This is a genomic window from Methylobacterium sp. 22177 (genome assembly GCF_052045615.1).
GTDB classification, from domain to species: domain Bacteria; phylum Pseudomonadota; class Alphaproteobacteria; order Rhizobiales; family Beijerinckiaceae; genus Methylobacterium; species Methylobacterium radiotolerans.
Map to the genome: position 1 here is coordinate 82,225 of NZ_JBQEPK010000021.1, position 25,817 is coordinate 108,041.

Sequence of the window (25,817 nt, forward strand, 5' to 3'; positions counted from 1 at the left end):
GCCTCAGCTTCTCTGTATCATCTTAGACATAATACTAGTAAGCCCTTCTTCAACCGTAGGATGATATACCGGCCGGTCATGCACGGCCTGGGCCGTTTTCTCGTCGGCGACGGCGTAGGTGAGCAGGTGCGCGAGGTGTTCCACCGCCGGCCCGAGCATCTCGCCGCCGAGCAGTCGCCCGGACCGATCGGCCCAGATCCGCATGCCGCCGCGGTTCAACCCCTCCACGCGGGCGCGCCCCTGATCCGAGAAATCCAGGGCGCCGACAATCCGTCGATCGTCCTCCGGATCGTAGGGCGCGCCGATCACCGCCGCCTGGGGATGGGTGAAGACCATCGCGAGGCGCGTCCACGGCTCCGGGGTCGCGACCGGGCGGCCCGCCGCGAGGGCTGCCGCGTTGGCGCCCGCGATCCCACCCTGGCGGCTCGCCTCGTGCAGCACCGGCCTCCAGCCGTCGACGTCGCCCGCGATCAGGATCGGTGCCCCCGCGCAGACGAGGCTGCGCCGGTCGAAAGCCGGCATGCCTTCGGGCTCGAGGCATAGACCGGTCGCCTCAAGCCGGAGGGCCTCCAGATTAGGAGAACGGCCGGCGGCGGCCAGCACCCGCGCCGCCCGCGTGGTCCGCTCGCGGCCGGCGCGGTCGGTCCAGTGGAGACACACGCCGTCGCCTTCCGGAACGGCCTTCCGGAGCTCGGCGCCGAGGTGGAGATCCAGCTCCGCGCCGAAGATCGCGGCGGCCTGCTGGGCGAGGTCGGGCTGGGTCAGGCCGGCGACGGTGTCGCCCGCGTCGATCACCGTGACGGCGACGCCGAGCCGCGCCATCGCCTGCGCGATCTCGATTCCGACGGCTCCGGCGCCGAGGACCGCCAGCGAAGCCGGGAGGTCGGGGATCTCGAAGAGGGTGTCGGTGGTGAGGACGAACGCGCCGAGGCCGCGCAGAGGCCCGGGGACGATCGGGCTCGATCCCGTGGCGATGACCGCCGCCCGGAAGCGGATCCGGGTCGCGTCGTCGACCAGGAGGGTACGGTCGTCCTCGAACCGGGCCGTGCCGTCGAGGCGCTCGCCCTCGGGGAGATCGTCGAGGCCGTCGAGGACACTGCCGACGAACCGGTCGCGCTCCGCGCGGAGGCGCCGCAGCACGGCGGGCCCGTCCACCGCGACCTCCGGAATCCGGATGCCGAACAGGTCCGCGGTGCGCGCCGCGTGGGCGGCAGCGCCCGCGGCGATCAGGAGCTTCGAGGGCATGCAGCCGACCCGCGCGCAGGTCGTCCCGCCGGGTCCGCGCTCGATCAGCACCGAACGCGCCCCAGCCGCCGTCGCGGCGCGATGGGCCGCGATGCCGGCGGTCCCGGCACCAATCACCGCCACGTCGTAGTCGAGCTCGCGCATCAGCATCCCGGACCGTCCGCCGGGGCCAAAGCGTCACGGCTCAGGTTCGTTCCGCCTGCGCGCTCACGTCTCAGCCCGACCTGCACCGGCCGGAGCCCCGCGCCCGCCCGCCCGGGCGGCGCGGAGCCGGGATGTCAGGCGCTGCGGCCGGGGGCCGTCCCGCCGAGGTGGAAGACCCGGTGCGGGATCAGCTCGCCGCGCTCCACGTCGCCCACGGCGACCAGGATGCCGGCGCAGGTCGCGAAGGCCTTGCCCTCGACGGGGGCGTCGCGGCCCCGCAGGATGACCGGCTGCCCCCGCATCAGGCGCAGGCCCAGATCGCGCGACACCGCGACCTCCGGGATGGAGTCGAGGGCCGTCTCCACGGGGCGCAGGTAGGCGAGGGCGGCCTCGGGGCTGCCGTCGGTCAGGGCCGAGACCGCGCAGGCCTCGGCCTCCGAGAAGGGCCCGACGCGGGTCCGCCGCAGGGCGGCCACGTGGCCGTAGCAGCCGAGCATCCGCCCGAGGTCGCGGGCCAGCGCCCGCACGTAGGTGCCCTTGCCGCACTCGGCCTCGATCACAGTGCGCTCGCCGTCGTGCTCGACCACCGCGAGCCGGTCGATCTGCACCGGCCGGGCGACCAGCTCCACGGTCTCGCCTTCGCGGGCGAGGTCGTAGGCACGCTCGCCCTGGATCTTGATGGCGGAGTAGCGCGGCGGGACCTGCTCGATCGCCCCCACGAAGGCCGGCAGCGCCGCCTCGACCGCCGCCCGGTCCGGGCGGGCATCGCTCGTCGCGACGGGGCGCCCCTCGGCATCGTCGGTGTCGGTCTCGATGCCCCACTGGACGGTGAACCGGTAGGCCTTGCGGCCGTCCATCACGAACGGGACGGTCTTGGTCGCCTCGCCGAGGGCGATCGGCAGGATGCCGGAGGCCAGCGGGTCGAGGGTGCCGGCATGGCCGGCCTTCTTGGCGTTGAAGGCGCGCTTCACCACCGCGACCGCGTGCGTCGAGGTCATGCCGACATGCTTGTCGAGGATCACCCAGCCCGAGACGTCCCGGCGCTTCGGCCGGTCGGGACGCGGCCCGCGCTGAGGACGGCGCCCCTCCGGCCCGCGGCGCTCAGCGCTCGGCAGGGGAGCCTGGCGCTCGGCCGGCGGCAAATCTTCCATGGAAACCGTCATGTCCGCGTGTCCCCCGGGGTCGATGCCCCGTCCCTTTCTGCTTGGTATCGGGACTCAATGCCCCGTCCCGGTCTCCGGTTCGTCGTCCTCGGGCGCGGAGTCGAGGTCGCGCTGGACCCGCTCGTCCCGCAGCAGCCTGTCGATGCGCGCCGCCTCGTCGAAGGTCTCGTCCCGCCGGAACCGCAGCTCCGGCGCGAATTTCAGGTTCACCCGTCGGGCCACCGCCTGGCGCAGCACCTTCCGGTGGCGCTCCAGAGCGGCGATCACAGGCGCCTCGTCGAGGCCGCCGAGCGGCATCACGTAGGCGGTGGCGAGCTTCAGGTCCGGCGACATCCGCACCTCCGGCACGGTCACGACATGCGTGCCGAGCACCGGATCCTGGATGTCGCCCCGCTGGAGCACCTCGGCGAGCGCGTGCCGCACGAGTTCGGCCACGCGCTGCTGGCGCTGCGAGGGGCCGGTGGAGGTCGGTTTCTGAGCCATTCTGTCTCGGGCCGGCCCGCCGGAGCGGTCGGCGCACGTCCTGAAAAAGAAAAGACGGCCGCGGCAGGTGCCGCGGCCGCCCTGTCCGGATGAGTCCGGAGCGTCAGAGGGTGCGGCGGATCTCCTCGACCCGGTAGCACTCGATCACGTCGCCCGCGCGCATGTTCTCGAAGTTCTCGAAGGCCATGCCGCACTCCTGGCCGGAGGTGACTTCCTTCGCGTCGTCCTTGAACCGCTTGAGCGTCTTGAGCTTGCCCTCGTGGATCACGACGCTGTCGCGGATCAGGCGGACATGGGCGCCCCGCTCCACGATGCCGTCGGTGACGCGGCAACCCGCGACCTTGCCGACCTTCGAGACCTCGAAGACCTCCTGGATCGTGGCCTCGCCCAGACGCTCCTCGCGCAGCGTCGGCGGCAGCATCCCCGACAGCGTGGCTTTGATGTCGTCCACGAGGTCGTAGATGATGTTGTAGTACCGGATCTCGATGCCGGCCCGCTCGGCGGCCTCGCGGGCCTCCTTGTGGGCGCGCACGTTGAAGCCGATGACGACCGCCTTCGAGGCCTGCGCCAGGGTGATGTCCGACTCGGTGATGCCGCCGACACCCGCCAGAAGGATGCGGGCCGCGACCTCGTCGTTGCCGAGCTTCTCCAGCGCGCCCGAGATCGCCTCGACCGAGCCCTGCACGTCCCCCTTGATGACGACCGGCAGCTCCTTGCGGCCGGCACCTTCCTTGAGGTCGCGCATCATGTCGACCAGCGAGCGGTTGGCACCGCCGGTCCGCGCGTTCTGGCGCTCGCGCTTCTGACGGGCGCGGTACTCGGTGACCTCGCGGGCGCGGGCCTCGCTCGGCACCACGATCACGCGGTCGCCGGCGTCCGGCGTGCCGTTGAAGCCCAGCACCTCGACCGGAACCGAGGGGCCGGCGTACTGCACGTTCTCGCCCAGATCGTCGATCAGGGCGCGCACGCGGCCCCACTCGGCGCCCGCCACGACGATGTCGCCGGTGAACAGGGTGCCGCGCTGGACCAGAACCGTAGCCACAGGGCCGCGGCCGCGGTCGAGCTGGGCCTCGATGACCGTGCCCTCGCCGTCGCGCTTCTCGTTCGCGCGCAGATTCATGATCTCGGCCTGGATCTGGATACCCTCCAGAAGCTGCGGCAGGCCGGCGCCGGTCTTGGCCGAGACCTCGAACTCGAGGGTCTCACCGCCCATCGACTCGACCTGGATGTCGTGCTGCAGCAGCTCTGTGCGGACCCGCTCCGGCTTGGCATCCGGCTTGTCGATCTTGTTGACCGCGATGATCATCGGGACACCCGCCGCCTTGGCATGCTGGATGGCCTCAATGGTCTGGGGCATCACGCCGTCATCGGCCGCGACCACGATCACCACGATGTCGGTGACCTTGGCGCCGCGGGCGCGCATCGACGTGAACGCCGCGTGGCCGGGCGTGTCGATGAAGGTGATCATGTCGCCGGACGGCGACGCGACCTGATAAGCGCCGATGTGCTGGGTGATGCCGCCGGCCTCGCCCTCGACCACGTTCGCCTTTCGGATCGCGTCGAGCAGCGACGTCTTGCCGTGGTCGACGTGTCCCATGATGGTGACCACCGGCGGACGGGGATCGAGATCCTCCTCCAGATCCGGCTCGTCGGAGGATAGGCCCTCCTCGACGTCGGACTCAGCGACGCGGCGCACCGTGTGGCCGAGCTCTTCGGCGATGAGCTGGGCGGTGTCCGAGTCGATCACGTCGGTGATCTTGTGGATCTGGCCCTGCTTCATCAGCAGACGGATCACGTCCACGGCCCGCTCCGACATGCGGTTGGCGAGCTCCTGGATGGTGATCGTCTCGGGGATCGTCACCTCACGCGACAGCTTCTCCTTCTGCTCCACGTGGCCGCGGCCGCTCATCCGCTGCTGGCGGCGGCGGAACGAGGCGACGGAGCGCGTGCGCTCCTCCTCGCCCGAGGTCGCGTTGGCGATGGTCAGGCGGCCACGGTTCCGGTCGCCGCCCGGAGATTTCGGGGTCTTCGGCGGCGCGATGATCTTGAGCGGCATGCCGGGACGGCGGATCACCCGCTTGGTCTCGGACTCGTCCTCGTTGGTCTGGGCGCCGCGACCGGCGGGGCGCGCCGCGGCCGCAGTGCCGGCGGGACGCGCGGCGGTCGCCGGCGTCGCGCTCTTCTCGGGCTCGGGCGCCGGGGCCGGACGGGCCATGAAGTTGAGGTCGCGCGGCTTGCGCGAATCGGCCGTGATGGTCTTGCGCGGCTCGCCCGTGGAGGGGCGCGGCGTCAGCGGCGGGCGCGGCGCGGCCGGAGCCGCGGCGGGCGCCGCCGGACGCGCGGCGGCCGGACGGGCCGCCTCGGGTTGGCGGGCCGGCGTGGCCGCAGGGCGCGCGGGCGCCGCGGCGGGACGGGCGGCGGCCGGCTGGGCCGGCGCCTCGGCCGGGCGGGCCGGCGTCGCGACAGGTGCAGCGGCAGCGGGTGCAGGCGCAGCGGCCTGCACCTCGGCGGCCTTGGCGGCCTCAGCCGCCGCGGCGGCGGCCGCAGCCGCGGCCTTGCGCTCCTCGTCCTCGCGACGGCGGGCCTCGGCGGCCTCGCGCTCGCGGCGGGCCTGCTCTTCGGCCTCGCGGCGGCGCGCCTCGGCTTCCGCCTCGGCCTTCCGACGGGCCTCGGCCTCGCGGCGCTGGGCGTCGGCGAGGGCGGCGGCGCGGGCGGCGCTCTCCTGCTCGCTCAGGGTGCGCAGGACGACGCCCGAGGCGGCGCGCTGCGCCGGACGCGGCGGCGGCGCCGTCGGTGCAGGGGCCGCCGGGCGCGGTGCGGGCGCAGGCTCACGGGCGGGGGCGGCCGGTGCCGCACCGATGACGCGGCGCTTCACCGTCTCGACCACGACCTGCTTGGAGCGGCCATGGGAGAAGCTCTGACGCACGGTGCCCGCCTCGATCGGCCGCTTGAGGGAGAGCGGCTTCGGGGAAGTCCGATTCAGAGTCTTGTCGCCCGGGTTGTTCGTATCGCTCATTCAGCCTGAACCCTGAGGGTTTCCATCGTCCCGTGAACCGACACCCGGTGGCGCCGGTCAAAATAGTCCTGCGTCGTCAACGTGAGGCTTCGTCGATCCCGCCGATTCGGGCTGGATCGGGCTCCCCGGTCGCCGCGGCGGCGCCCTCGAAGGAGCGTAGCCGACGCCAACGCGACAGGCAGCCGGCGGCTCCGGCTCCTGCGACGAGCGCAGCGTGTATCACATGATCCCGACCTAAGGCCATGTCCAATTCGTCCTCGGACAGGTCATCGATGATCGGGATCCTTGACATGGCGTCACCGTGGCGCCTGTGCAAGGCCGACGCGATCTTCCGCCGGCCGTCCGGACTCGCCTCGGCGGCGTGAATCACAGCGATGGCGCCGGGCTGGCCGCCGATCGCCGCCTCGACCTTCGAGAAGCCCGCGACCACGCAGCCCGCCTTATTGGCCATGGCGATGGCCTGCCGGAGGTCCTCCCGGAGACCCGCGACGATCCGGTCCGGCAGGTCGGGGGCGGCCGGTGTCGGCCCCTTGAACGCCCGGGCGAACAGGTTCTTGCGCACCGCGGTGGCGACCGCCTCACGGCGGGCGCTGACCCAGGCGCCGCGGCCCGGCAGCTTGGCACGCAGGTCGGGCACGACGCTGCCGTCCGGCCCGCGCACGAACCGGATCATCGCGTCCGGCGCCTGCGCGACGCGCGTGACGATGCAGGTCCGCTCGGGCAAGCGGCGGCCGGGGCCGGCATCGAGCCCCCCGGCCTCCAGCCCGTCCTCGGGCGGGGTCGTGTCGACCGCGACCATCGCGCCTCCGCCGGCTCTCGGCTCAGGCCTCGGCCTGCGCGGGGGCGGTCTCTTCGCCCTCGGCCGCCTCGGCACCCTCCTCGGCCCCTTCCTCGGTCTCCGGCTCCGGCAGAGCCTCGATCCAGCCGGCCTTCAGGCGAGCGGCCATGATCAGGGCCTCGGCCTCGGCGCGGGACAGGTCGAACCCGTCGAGGTAGCCGGCGTGGCGCACGGCGTCGGGACCGCGGCCCTCGGTGTAGCCGACGAGGTCGTCGGTGGCGCAGCCCGCCAAGTCCTCGACGGTCTTCACGTCGTTCTCGCCGAGCGCGACCATCATGGGCGTGGTGATGCCCTCGATCTCGCGCAGCTCGTCGGACACGCCGAGCTCGGTGCGGCGGGCGTCGTGGGCCTGCTCGATCCGGGCGAGATGGTCCTGGGCGCGGGCCTGGATCTCGGTGCCGGTCTCCTCGTCGAGCCCCTGGATGCCGGAGAGCTCCTGGATGTCGACGTAGGCGATCTCCTCGACGTTGCGGAAGCCTTCCGCCGCGAGCAGCTGGCCGACCGTCTCGTCGACGTCGAGCGCCTCCATGAACACCTGGGTCCGCTCGGCGAACTCCTTCTGGCGGCGCTCCGATTCCTCGGCCTCGGTGAGGATGTCGATGTCCCAGCCGGTGAGCTGCGAGGCGAGGCGCACGTTCTGGCCGCGGCGGCCGATCGCCAGCGACAGCTGGTCGTCCGGCACCACCACCTCGATGCGGTCGGCCTCCTCGTCGAGCACCACCTTCACCACCTCGGCGGGCTGGAGGGCGTTGACGATGAAGGTCGCCTCATCCTCCGACCACGGGATGATGTCGATCTTCTCGCCCTGGAGCTCGCCGACGACGGCCTGCACCCGGGATCCGCGCATGCCCACGCAGGCGCCGACCGGGTCGATGCTGCCGTCGCGGGAGATCACCGCGATCTTGGCGCGCGAGCCCGGATCGCGGGCCACCGCCTTCACCTCGACGATGCCGTCGTAGATCTCCGGCACTTCCTGACCGAACAGCTTGGCCATGAACTGCGGGTGCGAGCGCGACAGGAAGATCTGCGGCCCGCGCACTTCCGAGCGCACGTCGAACAGGTAGGAGCGGATGCGGTCGCCCGGCCGGAAGGTCTCGCGCGGGATCATCTCGTCCCGGCGGACGATGCCCTCGCCGCGGCCGAGATCGACGATGACGTTGCCGTACTCGACGCGCTTCACGATGCCGTTGAGGATCTCGCCGATGCGGTCCTTGTACTCGTCGAACTGGCGGGCGCGCTCGGCGTCGCGGACCTTCTGGACGATGACCTGCTTGGCCGACTGGGCGGCGACGCGGCCGAAATCGAAGGGCGGCAGGGTGTCGGAGATCACGTCGCCGACCAGCGCGCCCGGGTTGTAGCGGCGGGCCTGGTCGAGGGTGATCTCGCGGGCGTCGTTCTCCACCTGATCGACGACCAGGAGGTGGCGCGAGAGGCGGAGCGCCCCGGTCTTCGGGTCGATCTCGGCGTGAACGTCGGTCTCGGCGCCGTAGCGGGAGCGGGCGGCCTTAGCGATCGCCTCCTCCATCGCGTCGATCACGATGGAGCGGTCGATCACCTTCTCGCGGGCGACCGCGTCGGCGATCTGGAGGAGTTCGAGCCTGTTGGCGCTGACGACGGCCATCGGTGTCGGTCCTTCTCTTCCGTCAAATCTTCGGGCCGGCCGCCGGGCAGCCGACGCGGGGGTCTCAGTGCAGGGAGTCGCGGTCCTTGAGCCGGGACGCCTTGGTCACGACCGGCTTCTTGGGGCCGGTCCGGGCCTGTTTCTGGGGCTTGGCCGCGGGGCTGGCCTTCCGGGGCCCCTTCGGCTGGAAGGGCGCCCGCGCCGGCGACGACGCGCTCTCCGCGGCGACCTCCTCGTCCTCGGCCTCTTCGGCCTCATCCGCGGCGGGCGGCCCGCCGCGGCGGAGCGATTCGCGGATCAGCTCGTCGGTGAGGACGAGATGCGCCTCGGCGAGGTCCTTCAGCGGCAGGTCGATGCGGCTCGGCAGCCCTTCCTTCACGTCGGGCAGGTCGATCGGGACGGTCGTCCCCGTCGGATCGGGCGCGCCCAGGATGCCGCGGAACCGCTTGCGCCCGTCCAGCGGCGGGCTCAGCTCGACCTTCGCCTCGTAGCCCGCCCAGCGGGCGAAGTCCGAGACCCGGACCAGCGGCCGGTCGATGCCGGGCGAGGACACTTCGAGGTTGTAGGCGCCGCCCACCGGATCGTCGACGTCGAGGATCGGCGAGATCGCGCGGCTCACCGCCTCGCAATCGTCGATCGTGAAGGTGCCGTCCGGCCGCTCCGCCATGATCTGCACGGTGCACCCGTTGACGTTGGACATCCTCACCCGGACCAGCCGGAAGCCGAGGCCCGCGAGCGGCCCCTCGATCGCCTGCGCGACGCGCGCGGCGACCCCGGCCTCGCGGACGAGGCGCTTCTCGGACAGATCCGCTTCAATCTCGGACGACATGGATGTTCAGCGCGCAACCTTCGCGGCGTCCTGCCTGGCCGCCCGCGGCGTGGGGCCTCGTGCGGCGAGAGGGTGTGCGGCGAAAAAAAAGAGCGGACCCGGTGGGGCCCACTCCCGAACCGCAGCCTCTCGACTGCCATCAGAACTGTTGAGAGCTAGATAGCGGTCCCGCGCCCGGAGCGCAAGGTGGATCCGCCGCGCCGCGCGCGCCCGCTCGTCCCGATCTCGGCCTCGTCCCGCGGTGCCGGAGCGTCGCGGGGGCCTCGAAGGAGCCCTCCTTCGAGGCCCACCGCGCTCGCACCCCGGGATGAGGGGTTCGGTCGGAGATCGCCTTTGCTCAGCCGCTGCGTGGCACCCGCCCCTCCAGCGGATAGGCCGGATCGTTGTAGCCCGGCGTCGTCGGATGCCCCGCGGCCACGAACCCGTCGACCAGCGCCTCGTCCTCCGGGGTGAAGGCGTAGTCGAGGGCGCCGAGATATTCCTGCCACTGCGCCTCCGTGCGCGGCCCGGCGATCACGCCCGTGACGAGGCGGTTGTTCAGCACCCAGGCGGTGGCGAACTGGCCGGCCGTGATGCCGCGGGCCTCGGCGTGCTCCCTCAGGGTCCGGGCGATGCGCAGGGATTCCGGGCGCCACTCGGTCTGCATCATCCGAGCATCCTGGCGGCCGGCGCGCGACTCGGCCGGCGGCGGCGCGTCGGGGTCGTACTTGCCGGTGAGTACGCCGCGGGCGAGCGGCGAGTACGGCACGACGCCGAGCCCGAAATGCGCGCAGGCCGGCAGGTGCTCGGTCTCGGGCATCCGGTTGAAGGCGTTGTAGTAGGGCTGGCTCACCACCGGCCGGTCGATCCCGGCCTCGTCGCAGAGCCGGCAGATCTCGGCGACCCGCCAGGACCGGTGATTCGAGACGCCGAAATGGCGGATCTTGCCCGCCCGCACGAGGTCGGCGATCGCCCGGACCGTCTCGGCGAGCGGCGTGTCGTGGTCCTCCTTGTGGAGGTAGTAGACGTCGATGACATCCGTGCCGAGGCGGCGCAGGCTGTCCTCGGCGGCCCTCATCACGTGGACCCGCGAGAGGCCGCGGTCGTTGACGCCCGGCCCGGTCGGGTTGGCGACCTTGGTGGCCAGGACCCAGGCGTCGCGCTCGGCCTTGATCGCCCGGCCGGTGATCTCCTCCGACCGGCCCTCCGTGTAGACGTTGGCCGTGTCGATGAAGTTGATCCCGGCCTCCCGGGCGCTGGCGACGACGCGGCCGGCCGTGGCCTCGTCGGTGGGGCCGCCGAACATCATCGTGCCGAGGCAGATCGGCGAGACCTTGAGGCCGGAGCGGCCGAGCGTGCGGTACTGCATGGGATCCTTCCAACCTCCGTCGTCCCGCTATCTCGCCGCGGGAACGGCGCGGTCAACCACAACACAGGTCAACGCCGCCCTGTAACCTGCGCCTGCCCGCGGCGAACCGACCCGTGACGGCACCGATGGCCCGGGCAGCCGTTCCCGCCGGTGGCCCGGGCCATCGGCGCGGCGCCGTCGTCCACCGCGAAGCTTCCGTTCGGACCCATGATCGATCGCTTGGCCGCTCCCCTCGGCATCCCGCTCCCCTGGCTCGACCGGGCCGGCCGTCTCTCCTGGCTGAAGCTCGCGGTGTTCGCGGGCTGCGTCGCGCCCGCGCTCTACCTCGCGGCCGCCTACCGGCTCGACGCCCTCGGGGCGAAACCGATCACCGCCCTGATCCACGCCACCGGCGAGTGGGCCGTGCGCTTCCTGCTCTTCTCGCTGGCGATCTCGCCGCTGCGGCGCCTCGCGGACTGGCCGAAGGTCATCGTCGTGCGGCGCATGCTCGGCGTCACCGTCATGGCCTACGCGGTGGCCCACCTCACCCTCTACGCCGTCGACCAGAATCTGATCCTCACCAAGGTGATCTCGGAGATCGCACTCCGGCTATACCTGACGATCGGCTTCGTAGCCCTGGTCGGCTTGATCGCCTTGGGGTTGACCTCCACGGACGCGGCGATCCGCAATCTCGGCCCGAACTGGAACCGCCTGCACCGCCTCACCTACACGATCGCCGTGGCGGCCCTTGTCCACTACTTCCTGCAGTCGAAGATCGATGTCACCGACCCGGTCTTCTCGGCCGGCCTGTTCCTGCTGCTGATGGGCTGGCGGGTGATGCGGCGTTTCCAGTGGCCGGAGCGGCCCTGGTCGCTCCTCCTCCTGGCGATCGTCGCCGGGCTCGCGACGGCCGGGCTGGAGGCCGCGTGGTACGGCCTCGCCAGCGGTGTGCCGGCCAACCTCGTCCTCGCCGCCAACCTGGACTTCTCCGGGCCGATCCGGCCGGCCTGGTGGGTGCTGGCCGTCGGCCTGTCGCTCCCGCTCGTGGCGCTCGTGCGCGGCCCGAAGGCCCCGGCACCGGGCAGGCGACCGGCCCAGGCGGCCCGCCGGGAGCCCGTCCGGGAGCCCGTCCGGGAGCCCTTGTCGCCGTCGGCCTGATGCCGCAGAACCCGCTCCCGGTCCTCCGCCGCCGGCGGCCCCGGGCCCAGCGGAGCTTTCGAGACGCCATGCGCGGCACGCCTCTCCTGATCGCGGGCTTGCTCGCGCCGACCCTCGCCTTCGCGACGCCCGCGAAGCCGGCCGCCAAGGCGGCGCCCGCCGCGCCGCCGCCGGCCGCTGCCGCGCCGGCGGCCGCGGACTGCACGCCGCCCGAGCCGCCGCCGGCCTCCGCGCGCCCGGCCAAGCCGGCGCTGCCGCCGAAGCCCGCCTGCCTCGACGCCAAGGAGGGCTGCCCAGGCTGGGAGGCCTACAGCTACAACGACGCGATCAAGGCCTATAACCTGCAGGCGCAGGCCTTCCGGCCGATCGCCGAGGCCTACCTGCAGAAGCTCAACGCCTACGTGAAGGCGAGCGCGGACTACGCTCAGTGCGAAGTGAACGCGATGCAGAAGTAGCCGGCTGAACGTCAGCCGACACGGCGACTCGGGGGCGGTTCAGGCGCCCGGTCGCACCCTCCGGCGATGATGGCCGCGATCCCCGCGCGCCCGCCCACGCCGAGGCCACCGTGCCCGCTCGTCGACTCCTCGTCCGAACCGGTTTCTGCGCCCTGCTCCTCGCCGCCGGCCCGGCCCTGGCCGCCGATTTCGACGGCCCGTACCCGCCGCCGCACGGCTACGGCGGCCCCGCTCAGGAGGACGAGCCGGAGCGCCGGCCACCGCCGCCCCCGCCTCCTCCGGGCCCGAGGCCCGAGCCCGAAGTTCGAGGGCCCCGCTTCACCGCTGTGCCCCCCGAAGCGTCCCCGGAAGCGTGCCGGGAATTCGTGCGGCGGCGCTTCGGTCCGGACGGGGAGCCGGTGCTGCGGCGGGTGCGGGTCTGCGACGAGCCGGTCGTCGACCGCGGGCCGCCGCCTCCGCCCCCGGAGGACATCCCACCCCGCCGCTGGGGCGGGCCGCGCTGGTAGCGCGGGGCCCGGCTCAGATCCGGGCCGGCGCCTTCCTGAGTGCGGCCGCGAAGGCCTTGAGCTGGCGGTTCAGATCCGCCAGCTCGTTCAGCGCGATGGTCTTGTGGCCGTCGCGGACCGCGCGCTCGATATCCTCGACCTGCAGGTCGACGAGGCGGCGGATGGCGGTGGCGACTTGTTGTCGGGTCATCGATTCGAGCGTCTCGTCCGAGCGTCCTGGCGGGCCTCAACGGACGGCCGGTACACGGCCGTCGACACGTTTCGGTGATAGGCCGGTAGGCTTAACCGATGGTGTCCGCGGCCCCGCCGTGCACAGGGGATCGGGCCCCGGCCGAGGCCCTAGCGGCGCTCGCGCATCTCGGTCCGGCGCATCGGCATCGCGTCGATCGTGGCGAACAGCCTCTGCGGCGCGATCGGCGCCGCTGCAGTGATCTTGGCGCCCCCGTCCTTGCCGATCAGGACCGCGCGGAAGCTGTCCGCGGGGAGGCCGAGGCGCTCGCGCAGGGTTCGCGCCTCCGCCCCGGAACCGACCGCTTCCAGCACCACGAGGTCGCGCTCGGCGACACCGGCGCGGACCGAGGCCAGCGCCGCCCGCTGCGCCCGGAGCTGAGCGTCCCCGGCCTCGGGCGCCGACAGGACCAGGACCCGCGCCCGGTCGCGAAAGCCGTCGAGGGGCCCGGCCGGGGCAGCAGCCGCCGCCATGGCTGTCGTGGCTGCCAGTCCGAGTCCCAGTGCCGTCTCCCGCATGCCGACGCTCCGCGCTCCCGCGTCGGGACAACGCGCGACTCGTCCGCGCGATCACGGCGGCGCCTTTGCCTCCCGGGCCCGGCGCCCCAGATCGGAGCGGGAGCCAGTTTCCGGGAGTCCGCCATGACCACCGCCATGAACCGCCGCATCGTCCTGGCCTCGCGCCCGCACGGCGAGCCGCGGCCCGAGAATTTCCGCCTGGAAGAGGTGCCGGTGCCGCAGCTCGGACCCGGCCAGGTCCTGCTGCGCACCCGCTGGCTGTCCCTGGACCCCTACATGCGCGGCCGGATGAGCGACGCGAAATCCTACGCGGCGCCGGTCGAGATCGGCGCGCCGATCACCGCCGAAACCGTCGGTGAGGTGGTCGCCTCCAACCACCCGGATCACGCCGTGGGCGACCTGCTGACGGCCTTCGCGGGCTGGCAGGAGTACTGCGTCACCGACGCCAAGGGGTCGCGCAAGGTCGACCCCGCCGCCGCTCCGCCCTCGACGGCGCTCGGCGTGCTCGGGATGCCGGGCATGACCGCCTATACCGGCCTCCTCAACATCGGCCGGCCGAAGTTCGGCGAGACCGTCGTGGTGGCGGCCGCCGCCGGCCCCGTCGGCTCCCTGGTCGGCCAGATCGCCAAGATCCACGGCGCCCGCGCCGTCGGGATCGCGGGCGGTCCCGATAAGTGCCGCTACCTCACGGAGGAGCTCGGCTTCGACGCGGCCATCGACCACCGCGGATCCGACCTGCCGGGTGCGCTCGCCGCAGCCTGCCCGAAGGGCATCGACGTGTACTTCGAGAATGTCGGCGGCGCGGTCTTCGCGGCTGTTCTGCCGCTGCTGAACCCGTTCGCGCGGATCCCGGTCTGCGGCCTCGTCTCCGCCTACAACGCCACCGAGGTGCCCCCCGGCCCGGACCGCCTGCCCGGCCTGATGCGCTCGGTCCTGACCAACCGGCTGCACATCCAGGGCTTCATCGTCTGGGACTTCGCCGAGCAGGCGGAGACGTTCCGCAAGGAGGTCACCGGGTGGATCCAGGACGGGCGCGTCCGCTACCGCGAGGACGTGGTCGAGGGGCTGGAGAACGCTCCGGAGGCGTTCATCGGCCTGTTGAAAGGCCGGAATTTCGGCAAGCTCGTGGTCCGAGTGTCCTGACGGAGCCTTGCCGCCCGAATGGAACAGAGATAGAACAAGAAGATCCGTCGGCGCTGCGGAAAGCGGGCACAAGCCTGACCCGCCCGTTGCCGCTCCGGAAGCCCGGGCGCATGGTTCGCGCGCCGCCGGGCTGGTGCCCTGTGAGATCCGTACGACTAGGAGAGAGCGATGGCGGGCAGCGTCAACAAGGTGATTCTGGTGGGCAACCTCGGGCGCGACCCCGAGATGCGCCGCCTCGGTTCGGGCGACCCGGTCTGCAACCTGCGGCTCGCGACGTCGGAGTCCTGGAAGGACAAGGCGACCGGCGAGCGCAAGGAGAAGACCGAGTGGCACTCGGTCGTGATCTACAACGACAACCTCGCCCGGGTGGCCGAGCAGTACCTGCGCAAGGGCTCGAAGGTCTACATCGAGGGCCAGCTCCAGACCCGGAAGTGGACCGACAATTCCGGCGTCGAGAAGTACACGACCGAGGTGGTGCTCCAGCGCTTCCGCGGCGAGATGACGATCCTCGACGGGCGCGGCGGCGGCGACTTCGCCGGCGAGGACGAGGGTGGCGGCCAGATCAGCCGCGGCGGCGACTTTGGCGGTGGCCGGGGCGGTGATCGCGGCGGCGATTTCGGCGGCGGTCGCGCCCAGGGCGGCGAGCGGCGTCCGGCCCCGGCCTCCTCGGGCAGCGGCGGCGGCAGCCGCGGCGGCTACGACCTCGACGACGACATCCCGTTCTAGGATCGCGTCCGGTCCAGGGGCTGCGCCCTCCCTCACCCGGGCGGGCCGCCCGTTCGGGTGAGTCGAACCTCCGGGCCGGATCGGCCCGGCCGTATCGATGCATCGTCCCGGGGCCGCGCGGCGGAGCCCGGGATCCGGATCCGCCGACGCGCCCGGATCGCGCGCCGGCGCAGGTTCCGGGGCGCCCGCCTCCGGTGCCTCGGAACGCCGCCGCTCAGCCCTTGAGCTGCCGGTTGCAGGCCGAGTAGTAGCCGCCGCCCTTCTCGATCCACTTCATGCCGCCCAGCGTGCCGGCGGCCTTCGCGGCGTTGTAGCTGTCGAGGCAGGTGTGCATTCGGGCCTTGCCGGCCGATTCCTTGGCGTATCGCGGATCGACGGCGCGGGGGAACGTGGCCGACGCCGCGGCGGCGGACGTCGTCCCGGCGCGCGGAGCCGCCGGCGGGGCGGCCGGCGCGGTCGTCGCCGCGGTGGGCGAGACCGGATTCGGTGCGGTCGTCGGGGCGTTGTCGGCCGCCGCACCGCACTCGGCCTTGCGGAAGTCGTTCCACTTCTGGCCGTTCAGCGTGCCCGCCTGCTTGGCGGCCTGGTACTTGACCGAGCAATCCTTCGCGGAGAGCGCCGCGGCCGGCGAGGCGCCGGCCACCACGCCGGCGATCATCAGGGATGCAAATACATAGCGACTCATGACGAAGAATCTCCGGGACACTATGTTGCGTCCCGAAAGACATTAATATGGCTCTATGCCGTCGTGAATATGGCTTTGTCCGTTCCGGGGGGACAAGTCGGTGGCCGGGCACTGGTCCAGCACCGACCGGCCGCGGATCCGGAGGCGCGCGGCGGGCCGAGCTCGAGACGCGGCGACCGGTTCGAGGGTCGCCGGTGCGGATCACCAGCCGCCGTAGGACCGGCGCGGACCGTCGTAGCCACCGTAGCCGCGGTCGTAGCCGCCGTAGCCGGGCCGGCCACCGTAGGGTCCGCGCGGGCCGCCCCAGCCCCAGCCGCGATCGTTGGGCCGGCAATGGCCCCAGGGATTGGGGTGGAAGCCCGGACCGCAGCCGCCGGCCACGCGCTCGATCACCGCGCCGGCCTCGGGCGGGCCGTAGCCGAACGGCGCCGCGTTCGCCGCCGTGGCGGTCGCGAGGCCCGCCGCGGCCATCGCGACGAGGCCGAGCATCTTGGAGCGCATCATGACACGATCTCCTGAACCTGCGTCCCGGACGCACCGGGCCGATGACAGGAGGATGCGCCGGCGGCTGTGAACCGGGACAGGCCCGGGCATTCATCAACCCGACGGCTTCGACCGGACGGGTCGGAACGCGGAGGTCGATCAGGCGGCCTGGAGCTGGATCGGCGCCGGTGCGGGCGCCCGCGAGCGCGCGAACAGATCGGCGCCGACCGTTTCGCCCGCGGCCCGGACGAGCGTGGCCTCGTCGCAGGACCGCGCGACCTTCAGGCCGAGCGCCTCGAGCCGCGCGTGGTCGGCGCAGTAGGCGGCGATCCGGGCGCGGCCGTAGGCCGGCATCGGCGCGAGCAGCCGGTCGCGCTCGGCATCGTCGGCGCGGAACAGGGCCGAGATCAGCTCGATCGGAACCGGGTAGCGCGCGAGGGCGCTGGGGTGGGGTCGGTTGCCGTCGCGCGCCATGGATGCCTCTCCGCTTCGCTGTGCGGTGGAAGGTTCGGCAACCATAGTTAACGATCAGTTGTGATCGCGACCTGGGCGCTCCGGTGCCGCTCCGACCGGCCTTCCTGAGAGCCCAGTGAGCCGATCGGCCCGTCGCCTCAGCGGCGGGGCGGGCTCACCCAGGCGCCGCCGGCGGCGCGATCCGACTCGGGCGTGGCGAGCGCAGGCTGCGCGTCCGCCCAGAGGACGACCGTGCCCGCGGCCGGCGCGATCGAGCCCGTCGTCTCCGGGTCGGTCCACGCGGGGGCGCCCGCGGCGACCAGCGCGGGTGCCGCCGACGGATCCGGCAGGTTCCGCTCGTAGCCGGCGACGACCGCCGCGAGGGCGATCGCCACGAGGAGGAACGCTAGACCGTCGACGATCATGGAGCCGAGTCTCGGCATGGTGCCCGCGCCTGTTGACCAAGCGTCCGGGCTACGGCGGCAGGGTTAACGAACCCTGTCCGAACTTGGCGGATCGGGCCGGCGCCCTCACGTGTTGCGCGCGCCGCGCAGCGTCTTCAGGCCGATGCCGGTCGACTCGAAACCGCCGTCGACGGCGAGCTGCTGACCGGTGATGTAGGAGGCGCGCTCCGAGCAGAGGAACACGATCGCCTCCGCGAGTTCCGTCTCCAGCCCGTAGCGGCCGAGCGGGACGGCGTCGTGGTAATCCGCCCGGATCTCGGGGCTGTGCACCGCCTTGGCCATCGCGGTGTCCACGGGGCCCGGGGCGACGGCGTTCACGCGGATCCCGTACTGCGCCAGCTCGGCGGCCTGCTGCTTGGTGAGCTGCGCGAGGCCCGCCTTGCTGGTGCCGTAGGCGGTCCGGAGCGTCGAGGCGCGCAGGCCCGAGATCGACGTGATGTTCACGACGGCCCCGCCGCGCTCGGATAGGAGCGGGACCGCCGCCTGCGTGCACAGGAACGGGCCGGACAGGTTGACCGCGAGCACCCGCGACCAGTCGGCGAAGGTGGTCTCCGTCAGCGGCTTGAAGATCGCGATGCCGGCATTGTTGACCAGGGCGTCGAGGCGGCCGAACCGGTCGGCGACCTGCCGGATCGCCGCCGCCACCGCCTCGGGGTCGGAGACATCGGCCGTCACCGCGAGCGTGGCTTCGGGGCGGCCGAGCCGCTCGGTCGCCGCCGTCACGCCCGGGCCGTCGATGTCGAGCAGGGCGACGTTCCAGCCGTCGGCGAGGAAGCGGGTCGCTGTGGCGAGGCCGATGCCGCGGGCAGCCCCCGTCACCAGCGCGGTCCGGGCCTGGGCGTCGCTCATGGTCGTCTCCGTCGGGATCGGCGGCGCCCGGATGGCGCGGGGCGGCGTTCGGGTCCGCAGCGGCGCTGTCGCCGCGTGCCGGACCCGGAGGCCTTCGGGGCCGTCCCGCCGTTGAGAACCGATCCGCGGTAAAGGTCTGATTGATCGCGCGCGCGCCGTCGAGGGTCTCCCCGAACATCCGCCCGGCGATGACCGGCATCCGGGCTCCTCCGCTCACATCCGCTCGAATCGGCCCTTCGCCGCGCCCCGACGGGTGAGCAGGCGGACCAGACCGAGACCGATCAGGCCGGTCGCGCCGGCCAGGATCAGAGCGGGCCGGACGCCCGTGCGCGCCGCCGCGCGATCCAGCGCCACCTCCAAGCTTCCCGCGATATTGACGGCGAGCGGCACGACCTGCGTGTCGAGGAACAGCTTCGGATTCGACGGACCCGAAGGCTTTCTCAAGAGATAGTCCCGACCGACCGCCACACTAACCTCCGTTAAGATCAGGATAATCTCGCGAACAAAGGGTGACGCCCGCGGTTTCAACGGGGAACGTCGCGATATGCCCGCTGTTTCCCGGCGGCACGGTTCGGAGATCGCCCCCCTTGGACAAGCCCGAATTCAAGCCCTACCGCCTGCCCGCCGGCGGGTGGGGCTCCGCCCTGTCGGTCGGCAACATCCTGCGGCGCGAGGGCGTGCTGGCGAGCGGACCGATCGCGCTCAGCCGGCACAACAAGGTCGACGGCTACCAGTGCAACAGCTGCGCCTGGGTGAAGCCCGCGAGCCCGCTGCCCTTCGAGTACTGCGAGAACGGCGTGAAGGCCGTGGCCTGGGAACTCACTGCCCACCGCTGCACGCCGGACTTCTTCGCCACCCATACGGTCACGGAGCTGCTGGACTGGGACGATTACCATCTGGAGCAGACCGGTCGCCTCACCCATCCGCTGCGCTACGACTCGGCCACCGACAAGTACGTGCCGGTCTCCTGGGGCCACGCCGTCGAGGAGATCGCCCGCGAGCTCAGGGCCGTCCCGGACCGGCAGAAGGGCACCGTGTTCTACAGCTCGGGCCGCCTGTCGAACGAGGCGAGCTACCTCTACCAGCTCTTCGCCCGGCTCTACGGCAACAACAACCTGCCGGACTCGTCCAACATGTGCCACGAGACGACCTCGGTGGCGCTGCCGGTGAGCATCGGCCAGGCCGTGGGCTCCGTGTCGCTCGACGACTTCGCCCATTCCGACTGCATCATGTTCTTCGGCCAGAATCCCGGCAGCAACGCGCCGCGGATGCTGCACCCGCTGCAGGAGGCGAGCCGGCGCGGCGTCCCGATCATCACCTACAACCCGCTGCGCGAGCGCGGCCTGGAGCGGTTCCTGAACCCGCAATCGCCTACCGAGATGCTCACCGGCAAGGCGACGCGGATCAGCTCGCAGTACCATCAGGTGAAGGCGGGGGGCGATCTCGCCGCCATCGCGGGCATCTGCAAGGCGGTCCTCGCCCTGCACGACGCGGCCCGGGCCCGGGGCGGCGACGCCGTTCTCGACGAGGCCTTCATCCACGACAACACCCACGGCTTCGACGCCTTCGCCACCTGGCTGCGCGCTCAGGACTGGGACGAGCTGGAGCGCCGCTCCGGCCTGCACCGGGCCGACATGGAATCGACCGCCCACGTCTACAGCCACGCGAAGGCGACCATCGGCGTCTACGGCATGGGGCTCACCCAGCACCGGGCCGGGGTCGAGACCGTCCAGATGCTGGTGAACCTGCTGCTGATGCGCGGCAATATCGGCCGCTCCGGCGCCGGGATCTGCCCGATCCGGGGCCATTCCAACGTGCAGGGCCAGCGCACGATGGGGATCACCGACAAGCCCGAGCTGTTCGACCTCGACCGGCTGGGCCAGCAATTCGCCTTCGCGCCGCCCCGCGAGCCGGGCTACAACACCGTCGAGGCCTGCGAGGCGATCCTGCGGGACGAGGTCAGCGCCTTCGTCATGCTCGGCGGCAACTTCGCCCGCGCCATCCCCGACCACGGCCAGATGGAGCCGGCGTGGCGCCGGATCCCCCTGACCGTCAACGTCATCACCAAGCTCAACCGGACCGCGCTGCTGCCGGGCGCGATCAGCTACGTCCTCCCGGTCACCGGCCGCCTGGAGATCGTCGAGACCTCCAAGGGCCAGCAGGTGCTCTCGATGGAGGACACCTCGGCCTGCGTGCACGGCAATCGCAGCCTGCGCCGTCCGGCCTCGCCGCACCTGATCAGCGAGATCCGCCTGATCTGCGAGCTGGCGCAGCGCGTCCTCGATCCGAACCCGCGGGTGCGCTGGGCGGCGTACAGCGAGGATTTCGCCGAGATCCGCCGCGAGATCGGCGAGACGCTGCCGGACTCGTTCTGGGACTACGAGCGGCGCATGTGGGAGCCCGGCGGCTTCCAGCGCGACCTGCCGGCGAACCGGCGCGAGTGGCGCACGGAATCGGGACGGGCCAACTTCGTCACCCCGACCGGGCTCGACGAGGACGCCGACATGCCCGATGTCGGCCACGACGCCCTGCGGCTGATGACGCTGCGCAGCAACGACCAGTTCAACACCACGGTCTACGGCTATTACGACCGCTTCCGGGGCATCAAGAACACCCGGAAGGTGGTGCTGATGAACCGCTCGGACATCGACCGGCGGGGCCTCAAGATCGGCCAGCCCGTCACGCTCCGGACGGTCGCCGATGACGGCGTCGACCGCAAGCTCTCGGGCCTGCTGGTCGTGGCCTACGACATCCCGATCGGCTGCATCGGCGGCTACTACCCCGAGTGCAATGTCCTGATGCCGATCTGGCACTACGCGATCGGCAGCAAGACGCCGGCCGCCAAGACGATCCCCGTCACGGTGCACCCCGACAGCGACGCGGTCCTCGCGCCGGAGCTGGAATACGCCACCGGCTGAGGCGGACGGACGGCGTCCTCGTGGCTTTGGGCGGCGTCCCGCCCCTCCGCGGCGGCGCTCGCCCGGATCGCCGCGCCCGCGTCAGAGCATCGGCATGCCGCCGGTGACCGGCACCAGCGCCCCGGACATGTAGCTGCCCTCGCGGGAGGCGAGCAGCACGTAGGCCGGGGCCAGTTCCGCGGGCTGGCCGGCACGGCCGAGCGGCGTCTGCGCGCCGAGCTGCTCGATCTGATCCGGGCTCTTCACGATCGGCTGGATCGGCGTCCAGACCGGCCCGGGGGCGACGCAGTTCACCCGGATCCCCTTCGGCGCCAGCAGGTTCGACAGGCCGATGGTCAGGCTCGCGATCGCGCCCTTGGTGGCGGCGTAGATCAGCATGCTGGGATCGGCCACCTTGGCCTGCACGCTGGTGCTGTTCACGATCGCCCCGCCCGGCTTCATGTGCGGCACCGCCGCCTGGGCGAGGTAGTACATGGCGAAGACGTTGGCGCGGAACGAGCCCTCGATGTCGGGCGCCGCCAGATCGTCGAGGCCCTCGTTCACCACCTGCGCGGCGGCGTTGTTCACGAGGATGTCGAGTCGCCCGAAGGCCTCGACGGTGCGCGCCACGAGATCCCGGCACTGGGCCGCGTCGCGGATGTCGCCGGGGAGCAGCAGGCAGCGGCGGCCGGCCTTCTCCACCCAGGCCCTCGTGTCCTCGGCATCCTCCTGCTCGACCTCGAGGTAGGAGATCGCCACGTCGGCGCCTTCGCGGGCGTAGGCGATCGCCACCGCCCGGCCGATCCCGGAGTCGCCGCCGGTGATCAGCGCCACCTGGCCGGTGAGCAGGCCCTTGCCGACGTAGCTCTCCTCGCCGTGGTCGGGGCGCGGCGTCATCTTCGTAGTGAGGCCCGGGCGGGGCTGCTGCTGGTCGCCGGGGAAGGGCGGCCGGGGGCCGGCCTCGCGCGGGTCCTGGGTCATCGTGTGCGGCTCCTCGGCGGGGGATCCGCAGGATCTAGGGCCTTCGCGGCGGCCACCGCCTGCGCCCGGGGGTCACAGGCGGTGGCCCTGATCGGGCGGTCTCAGAAGGCGCGATTGCGGGTGGCGTGCGGGCCGCCGTAGCGGCGGCGCAGGTAGGACACGACCTTGGGGAGGAGGAAAGCGATCAGGATCTTGCGCATCGGGGCTCGCTCGCGTCACGGGTTCGTGAGCGGGCAATGCTCGGACCGCGCCGCAGTTCCGCGCCCGGTCACAGCTCCAGGGTCAGGGTCACCGGGGCGTGGTCCGAGGGGCGCTCCCAGGCCCTCGCCTCGCGCAGGACCTCGACCTTCCGGACGGTCCCGGCGAGGTCCGGCGACACCCAGGCATGGTCCAGCCGCCGACCTTTGTTGGCGGCCGACCAGTCGGGGGAGCGGTAGCTCCACCACGTGTAGATCTTCTCCGGCTCCGGGGTGAGGTGGCGCGCCGCGTCGATCCAGCCCGCCTCACCGCGCAGGACCTCCAGCGCCTCGGTCTCCAGCGGCGTGTGGCTCACCACGTCGAGGAGCTGCTTGTGCGACCAGACATCGTGCTCCAGGGGCGCGACGTTGAGGTCGCCCACGAGGATCGCCGGCCCGGAGACGCGCTTCCCACCCCAGGCGCGCAGTTCGGAGAGGAAGTCGAGCTTGTGGGCGAATTTCGGATTGAGGTCGCGGTCCGGCACGTCGCCGCCGGCCGGGACGTAGAAGTCGTGCAGCACGATGCCCGAGGCCGCCCCGGCCTCCGGCCCCAGCACCGCCGAGATGTGGCGGGCGTCCTGGCGCTCGCAGAAGCCCATCACCGAGCGGGTGTGCAGGGGGAAGCGCGAGAGGATCGCGACGCCGTTGTAGCCCTTCTGGCCGGCGAACATCACGTGCTCGTAGCCCGAGCCGCGCAGGGCCTTCAGCGGGAAGGCGTCGTCCGGGCACTTGGTCTCCTGCAGACAGAGCACGTCCGGTTTGTGCTCCGCGAGGAAGCGCAGAACCAGATCGATGCGCAGGCGCACCGAGTTGATGTTCCAGGTGGTGACGGTGAGTTGCACGAGCGGCGCTGGGGTTCTGACGGCGTTGCGCTCCGATAGCCGATTTCGCGGCCCGCGACAGTCCGCTCACCGTTTGCCGGGCGAAAGGCCGTGCGCGATCGACCTGCAGGCGCTATGCCCGGGCCCTGCCCTGTCCCGGGCCCCTCGTCGAGGCCCGCCATGGCACACGCCCGCTCGCTCCTGTTCGCCGTCTACTGGGCCGCCTGGACGACCCTGTTCCTCGCGCCGCTGGCGATCTTCCTCCTGTCCGGATCGCCGCAGCGGCCGATCCGCCGGGCGACGCGGCTCTGGGCGCGCGGGATCCTGGGCGGGCTGCGGCGGATCGTCGGGCTGCGCTACGTCGAGGAGGGCCGCCAGCACCTGCCGGACGAGCCCTGCCTGATCGTTGCCAACCACCAGTCGACCTGGGAGACCCTGGCCTTCCTGGTCCTGGTGCCGGACGTGGCGATCGTCGCGAAGCGGGAACTGCTGGCGATCCCGGTGGTCGGCTGGTTCCTCCGCCGCTCGCCGATGATCGTCATCGACCGGGCCAAGGGCACCCAGGCCCTGCGCACCATGATCGACGGCGGTCGGGAGGCGGTCGCGGCGGGCCGGTCGGTGCTGATCTTCCCCGAGGGCACCCGCGGCGCGATCGGCGAGCCGCTGCGCTTCAAGCGCGGCGTCGAGTTGCTCTACGGCCGGCTCGGCCTGCCGGTGGTGCCGGTGGCGCTCAACTCCGGCCTGTTCTGGCCCGGGGGCGCGGCGACCCGGTCCGGCACGGTGGTGGTGAGCTACCTCGCCGCCCTGGCTCCCGGCCTGCCGACCGCGGAGTTCCTGCACGGGACGGAAGGCGCGATCGATCGGGAGTTGAACCGGTGGCGGCCCGGCGGCGCGGCCGGGCTCGGCGCCTCCTGAGGGGCGCCCCCGTCACTTCTGCGATTGCTGGATCTGCTGCTGCATCGCCTTGTCCTCGGAGCGCCCGTAATTGATGAAGAACAGGCTGCCGTCGACGCTCTTGCCCTTCTGCAGGTTCGAGAGCGTCACCGTGGTGACGTAGCCCTGCGGGTCGGTGATCCGCCACTGCGACAGGGTCTTCATCTCGGCATCGAAGAACAGCTGGATCTTCGAGGTGCCGCCCAGGGTGGCGCGGTCCTCCAGGCTGATGCGGACGCTGCCCGGATCGCTCGCCACGTCGGTGACGGTGAGATCGCGGGCGAGGTCGATCTTCTCGCGCAGGAGGAATTTCAGCGGCGTCTGGGCGATGAAGTAGAGGTCCTGGGTGTTGAGCTTGCGGTCGCGCACCGCCACCGAGGTCCCGTCGGCGACCACCTCCAGGGGCGAGGGCTGGTCGTAGTCGAAGCGCAGACGGCCGGGCTTGGCGAGCGTCAGCTTGCCGCCGATCCGGCGGCCATCGGCGCCGATCTGGACGAAGTTGCCCGACAGGGTGTTGATGCCGTTGAAGTAGGCGTTGGCCTGCGCCAGCAGCGTGGCGGGATCGGCCGAGTCGCCGGTGACGATCGCCGCCGGGGCGCCCACCGCCGCGACCTTCGGCTCGGGCGCCTTGTGGTCCGCCTTGTCGCTCGCCTTGTCGCCACCCTTGCCGGACTTGGCGCTGCCGGGCTTCGCCTCCTTGCTCGCCTCCTTGGCCTTGGGCGCGGGCTTCTTGGCCGGCGCCGGCGCCGCCGGGGCGGCTTCCGGTTGCGGAGCGGGCTCCTCCTTGTGGCCGAACAGGCTGTCGATGAAGGCGCCGACCTGCGCGTGGGCCGGGTTGGCGGTCGCGAGCCACAGCCCGGCGGCGATCACGGAGCCGGCTGTGCGGATGCGGCGGCCGATCATCGGCAGAATCTCCTGGGGCACCGCGGGCAAGCTCCGGCGGCAAACGGGGCGGAACATAAGTTGGCGGGCTGCCGCAGACGTCTCGGTGCCCCTTCGCCCTCGCGAGCGGAGCGAAGCAATCCAGGTGCGCCGCGCGCGTCGACGTCGCGCTGCCCTGGGTTGCGTCGCTCCGCTCGCGAGGACGGGGCGGGTTTCGCAGGCCCTGTAGAACCCCGGCCTGTGGCGAAGATGCGACGCCCGGGCCGCCGCGCAGGGGGGCGGCCCGGGACGGAGCCTGTCACTCGTCGTCGTACATCCCGGCCGAGCTGTGCGTCGCCCCGGCGACCAGGATCTCGCGCTTGCCGGCGTGGTTGGCCGGGCCGACGATGCCCTCGATCTCCATCCGCTCCATGATGGAGGCGGCGCGGTTGTAGCCGATCTGCAGGCGGCGCTGGATGTAGCTCGTCGACGCCTTCTGGTCGCGCAGCACGACCTCGATCGCCTGCTTGTAGAGGTCGTCGGACTCGCCGCCGGTCGCCGCCGCGAAGGCGCCGATGTCGAAGACGGGGGCCTCCTCCTCGGGCTCGTCGGACCGCTCGGCCTTGTCGGCCGCGGCGGCCTTGGAGCCCCGGCCGGACCGGCCGCCCTCCTTGGCGGGCTCCTCGGGGGTGTCGTCGGCGGTGACGGCGTCGAGGTAGCTGGGGCGGCCCTGGCGCTTGAGGTGGGCGACCA

27 protein-coding genes are annotated in these 25,817 nt (G+C 72.2%); 7 read left to right on the forward strand and 20 right to left on the reverse strand.

What is annotated here, in order from left to right:
* Positions 1–3: 3 nt before the first annotated feature.
* The 8 genes from ACTJK8_RS19040 to ACTJK8_RS19075 all read right to left on the reverse strand — a co-directional run bounded on the left by ACTJK8_RS19040 (position 4) and on the right by ACTJK8_RS19075 (position 10,687).
* On the reverse strand, positions 4–1,389 hold the full coding sequence (locus ACTJK8_RS19040) for a dihydrolipoyl dehydrogenase (RefSeq protein ID WP_440762360.1): 1,386 nt from the start codon (positions 1,387–1,389) through the stop codon (positions 4–6).
* A gap of 134 nt (positions 1,390–1,523) precedes the next feature.
* Positions 1,524–2,540: a tRNA pseudouridine(55) synthase TruB gene (gene truB / locus ACTJK8_RS19045; RefSeq protein ID WP_024829159.1), complete on the reverse strand. Its 1,017-nt coding sequence runs from the start codon at positions 2,538–2,540 to the stop codon at positions 1,524–1,526.
* Positions 2,541–2,606: 66 nt separating this feature from the next.
* Positions 2,607–3,035: a 30S ribosome-binding factor RbfA gene (rbfA, locus tag ACTJK8_RS19050; protein WP_012320660.1), complete on the reverse strand. Its 429-nt coding sequence runs from the start codon at positions 3,033–3,035 to the stop codon at positions 2,607–2,609.
* A gap of 103 nt (positions 3,036–3,138) precedes the next feature.
* On the reverse strand, positions 3,139–6,051 hold the full coding sequence (infB, locus tag ACTJK8_RS19055) for a translation initiation factor IF-2 (protein WP_440762352.1): 2,913 nt from the start codon (positions 6,049–6,051) through the stop codon (positions 3,139–3,141).
* 76 nt (positions 6,052–6,127) lie between these two features.
* Positions 6,128–6,850, reverse strand: a complete 723-nt coding sequence (locus ACTJK8_RS19060) for an RNA-binding protein (protein WP_012320662.1) — start codon at positions 6,848–6,850, stop codon at positions 6,128–6,130.
* Positions 6,851–6,872: 22 nt separating this feature from the next.
* Positions 6,873–8,510 carry a transcription termination factor NusA gene (gene nusA / locus ACTJK8_RS19065; protein ID WP_012320663.1) on the reverse strand — a complete coding sequence of 546 codons (1,638 nt, stop codon included), beginning with the start codon at positions 8,508–8,510 and terminating at the stop codon, positions 6,873–6,875.
* Between the two features lie 64 nt (positions 8,511–8,574).
* On the reverse strand, positions 8,575–9,339 hold the full coding sequence (gene rimP, locus ACTJK8_RS19070; protein WP_440762353.1) for a ribosome maturation factor RimP: 765 nt from the start codon (positions 9,337–9,339) through the stop codon (positions 8,575–8,577).
* A gap of 337 nt (positions 9,340–9,676) precedes the next feature.
* Entirely contained in the window at positions 9,677–10,687 is a 1,011-nt protein-coding gene (locus tag ACTJK8_RS19075) for an aldo/keto reductase (protein ID WP_043074265.1), read from the reverse strand.
* Between the two features lie 207 nt (positions 10,688–10,894).
* Between ACTJK8_RS19075 and ACTJK8_RS19080 the strand changes: the two genes are divergently transcribed.
* From ACTJK8_RS19080 to ACTJK8_RS19090, 3 genes are all read left to right on the forward strand, one after another.
* Positions 10,895–11,824: a sulfite oxidase heme-binding subunit YedZ gene (locus ACTJK8_RS19080; RefSeq protein WP_059410285.1), complete on the forward strand. Its 930-nt coding sequence runs from the start codon at positions 10,895–10,897 to the stop codon at positions 11,822–11,824.
* A 68-nt stretch (positions 11,825–11,892) separates the two neighbouring features.
* Positions 11,893–12,279, forward strand: coding sequence for a hypothetical protein (locus ACTJK8_RS19085; protein WP_024829154.1), 387 nt, complete (start codon positions 11,893–11,895; stop codon positions 12,277–12,279).
* Between the two features lie 110 nt (positions 12,280–12,389).
* On the forward strand, positions 12,390–12,785 hold the full coding sequence (locus ACTJK8_RS19090) for a hypothetical protein (protein WP_127992567.1): 396 nt from the start codon (positions 12,390–12,392) through the stop codon (positions 12,783–12,785).
* A 13-nt stretch (positions 12,786–12,798) separates the two neighbouring features.
* Here the strand turns inward: ACTJK8_RS19090 and ACTJK8_RS19095 are convergent, their stop codons facing one another.
* Both ACTJK8_RS19095 and ACTJK8_RS19100 read right to left on the reverse strand, forming a co-directional pair.
* Entirely contained in the window at positions 12,799–12,975 is a 177-nt protein-coding gene (locus ACTJK8_RS19095; protein ID WP_012320668.1) for a hypothetical protein, read from the reverse strand.
* Positions 12,976–13,124: 149 nt separating this feature from the next.
* Positions 13,125–13,532 carry a DUF4174 domain-containing protein gene (locus ACTJK8_RS19100; protein WP_058607956.1) on the reverse strand — a complete coding sequence of 136 codons (408 nt, stop codon included), beginning with the start codon at positions 13,530–13,532 and terminating at the stop codon, positions 13,125–13,127.
* 123 nt (positions 13,533–13,655) lie between these two features.
* Between ACTJK8_RS19100 and ACTJK8_RS19105 the strand changes: the two genes are divergently transcribed.
* Positions 13,656–14,675 (forward strand): NADP-dependent oxidoreductase, encoded by a 1,020-nt coding sequence (locus ACTJK8_RS19105; protein WP_440762354.1) that lies wholly within the window; start codon positions 13,656–13,658, stop codon positions 14,673–14,675.
* A 168-nt stretch (positions 14,676–14,843) separates the two neighbouring features.
* Positions 14,844–15,401 (forward strand): single-stranded DNA-binding protein, encoded by a 558-nt coding sequence (gene ssb, locus ACTJK8_RS19110; RefSeq protein ID WP_058607958.1) that lies wholly within the window; start codon positions 14,844–14,846, stop codon positions 15,399–15,401.
* Between the two features lie 214 nt (positions 15,402–15,615).
* On the opposite strand, the gene ACTJK8_RS19115 is transcribed toward ssb, so the two are convergent.
* From ACTJK8_RS19115 to ACTJK8_RS19140, 6 genes are all read right to left on the reverse strand, one after another.
* A complete protein-coding gene (locus ACTJK8_RS19115; RefSeq protein WP_043074269.1) occupies positions 15,616–16,086 on the reverse strand; it encodes a hypothetical protein in 471 nt (156 codons plus the stop codon).
* 201 nt (positions 16,087–16,287) lie between these two features.
* A complete protein-coding gene (locus ACTJK8_RS19120; RefSeq protein WP_012320673.1) occupies positions 16,288–16,590 on the reverse strand; it encodes a GCG_CRPN prefix-to-repeats domain-containing protein in 303 nt (100 codons plus the stop codon).
* 138 nt (positions 16,591–16,728) lie between these two features.
* Complete coding sequence (locus ACTJK8_RS19125; RefSeq protein WP_012320674.1) at positions 16,729–17,043, reverse strand: hypothetical protein; 315 nt, start codon at positions 17,041–17,043, stop codon at positions 16,729–16,731.
* A 137-nt stretch (positions 17,044–17,180) separates the two neighbouring features.
* The gene (locus tag ACTJK8_RS19130) at positions 17,181–17,447 is read right to left on the reverse strand and encodes a hypothetical protein (RefSeq protein WP_012320675.1); all 267 of its coding nucleotides are present in this window, start codon (positions 17,445–17,447) and stop codon (positions 17,181–17,183) included.
* Between the two features lie 105 nt (positions 17,448–17,552).
* Positions 17,553–18,335, reverse strand: a complete 783-nt coding sequence (locus ACTJK8_RS19135) for an SDR family NAD(P)-dependent oxidoreductase (protein WP_071000012.1) — start codon at positions 18,333–18,335, stop codon at positions 17,553–17,555.
* Between the two features lie 213 nt (positions 18,336–18,548).
* Positions 18,549–18,779 (reverse strand): hypothetical protein, encoded by a 231-nt coding sequence (locus tag ACTJK8_RS19140; RefSeq protein WP_162471041.1) that lies wholly within the window; start codon positions 18,777–18,779, stop codon positions 18,549–18,551.
* A 143-nt stretch (positions 18,780–18,922) separates the two neighbouring features.
* On the opposite strand from ACTJK8_RS19140, the gene ACTJK8_RS19145 reads away from it, so the two are divergent.
* Positions 18,923–21,253, forward strand: coding sequence for an FdhF/YdeP family oxidoreductase (locus ACTJK8_RS19145; protein ID WP_440762355.1), 2,331 nt, complete (start codon positions 18,923–18,925; stop codon positions 21,251–21,253).
* 81 nt (positions 21,254–21,334) lie between these two features.
* Here ACTJK8_RS19145 and ACTJK8_RS19150 read toward each other — a convergent pair whose 3' ends face one another.
* Both ACTJK8_RS19150 and xth read right to left on the reverse strand, forming a co-directional pair.
* Entirely contained in the window at positions 21,335–22,213 is an 879-nt protein-coding gene (locus ACTJK8_RS19150) for an SDR family oxidoreductase (RefSeq protein ID WP_012320679.1), read from the reverse strand.
* A 268-nt stretch (positions 22,214–22,481) separates the two neighbouring features.
* Complete coding sequence (xth, locus tag ACTJK8_RS19155) at positions 22,482–23,291, reverse strand: exodeoxyribonuclease III (RefSeq protein WP_012320680.1); 810 nt, start codon at positions 23,289–23,291, stop codon at positions 22,482–22,484.
* 159 nt (positions 23,292–23,450) lie between these two features.
* Here xth and ACTJK8_RS19160 point away from each other — a divergent pair, with 159 nt between their 5' ends.
* The gene (locus ACTJK8_RS19160) at positions 23,451–24,185 is read left to right on the forward strand and encodes a lysophospholipid acyltransferase family protein (protein ID WP_012320681.1); all 735 of its coding nucleotides are present in this window, start codon (positions 23,451–23,453) and stop codon (positions 24,183–24,185) included.
* Between the two features lie 12 nt (positions 24,186–24,197).
* Here the strand turns inward: ACTJK8_RS19160 and ACTJK8_RS19165 are convergent, their stop codons facing one another.
* Complete coding sequence (locus tag ACTJK8_RS19165) at positions 24,198–25,106, reverse strand: LolA family protein (RefSeq protein ID WP_024829146.1); 909 nt, start codon at positions 25,104–25,106, stop codon at positions 24,198–24,200.
* Positions 25,107–25,383: 277 nt separating this feature from the next.
* Positions 25,384–25,817 (reverse strand): DNA translocase FtsK (locus tag ACTJK8_RS19170; protein WP_440762356.1); only part of this gene is annotated, 434 nt, incomplete at its 5' end.